The following is a 1299-nucleotide window of genomic DNA, read 5'->3' on the forward strand; positions in this document are numbered from 1 at the left end:
TCAAGAAGATCTCCTCGTGGGCCGCCATCCTCTTCGCCCCCACGCTGGTCGGCACGATCTACGGCATGAACTTCGAGGTCATGCCCGAACTCCACTGGGCAGCCGGCTACCCCTTCGCGATCCTGCTGATGGCGGCGGTCTGTACGAGCCTGTATCTGATCTTCAAAAAGCGGGACTGGCTGTAGCGAGCCACCGGCAAGGGGTCGCGCCGACTCGGCGTCGTCGCCGCGACGGGGGCGGCGCCCGGCGCAGTCGCCGTTGACCGCGCTCCGCAGGAAATGGCCATTCGGCGAACCCTGCGATTTCGCGGCGTAGCACACGACCGAGAAGCCCCGACGCAGGCCAGCGGGCTGTGCAGTCGCCCGGACATTCCCGGAGACATGGCCGACTTGCACCCTTGCCGCCCACTCGATCATGACGGGGCGTCAGGTTCTGTCGGTGACCGCCGCTACAACCGAACTGGAGGTCCGCACGGCGCGGACCGATGGGGAGGGAATCAGCATGCCGAAGGTTCCGGACGGATACGTGCGCGTACGCAGCCACCTCCGCCGCAAGCCGGGCCCGAAGTCCGCCAAGGGGTTGAGCGTCTGGGCCATCGCCGGCCTGTGCGCGGTGGTGTGGCTCTGGGGGCAGATTTTTGGGTTCGGCGACAGCTCCGCTGAGCAGCGGCCCGCGCCGAAGCCCGGCGTCTCCGCGCCAGCAGGCGGCCAGTGACGGCCCGACGGCGGCGAAGCATCCGGTGGCGACCGCGCAGTACCGCAGACGTCCTGGGGGCGGCAGCCGTTGCCCTCGCGCTCGCGGTCGCCCTGGCACAGGCCACATCGCGCCTGCTTGCGAAGGCCGCCGAGAGCTGGCCGCTGCTGATCCTGATCGGTCTGGCCCTCGCCACCGGCTTGGCCTGCATCCGGGTATGGCGGTCCCGCCGGAACCGCGCGGCCAGCGAGAGGCTGGCTCGCCTGCGCATCACCTTGGCCGAGTTGGACGCAATGGACGACCAACAGTTCGAGTACGCACTGTGCGATCTCCTCGTCCGCGACGGCTGGGCGGCCACGAAGGTGGGACGCGGCGGGGACCAGGCCGCGGACGTGATCGGCGCCCTGGTACCCCTCGGACGACTCGTGGTGCAGGCGAAGCACACCCGCGTCGGCGGCAAGGTCGGCTCGTCGGTGATGTACGAGGTGAACGGCACGGCAGGCCCCTGCGCACAAGGGCGGACCACGCGGTCGTCGTCACCAACGGCTCCTTCACCCGCGACGCCATGGCCTAGGGCGACCGTCACGGAGTCCACTGGGTCGACCG

The 1299-nt window shown here is 69.7% G+C and carries 3 protein-coding genes; all 3 read left to right on the plus strand.

Going from position 1 to position 1299, the window contains the following annotated elements; genetic code table 11:
- Window positions 1-185: CorA family divalent cation transporter (locus VR44_RS22985; protein WP_063778959.1), on the plus strand; the 185-nt coding region annotated here is incomplete at its 5' end.
- A gap of 316 nt (window positions 186-501) precedes the next feature.
- Complete coding sequence (locus VR44_RS22990) at window positions 502-714, plus strand: hypothetical protein (RefSeq protein WP_045949476.1); 213 nt, start codon at window positions 502-504, stop codon at window positions 712-714.
- A partial coding sequence (locus VR44_RS22995; protein WP_052713781.1) for a restriction endonuclease occupies window positions 711-1299 on the plus strand: 589 nt, incomplete at its 3' end. The genes VR44_RS22990 and VR44_RS22995, both read left to right, overlap by 4 nt.

Source organism: Streptomyces katrae (genome assembly GCF_000966975.1).
In the GTDB taxonomy this organism is placed as follows: Bacteria; Actinomycetota; Actinomycetes; order Streptomycetales; family Streptomycetaceae; genus Streptomyces; species Streptomyces katrae.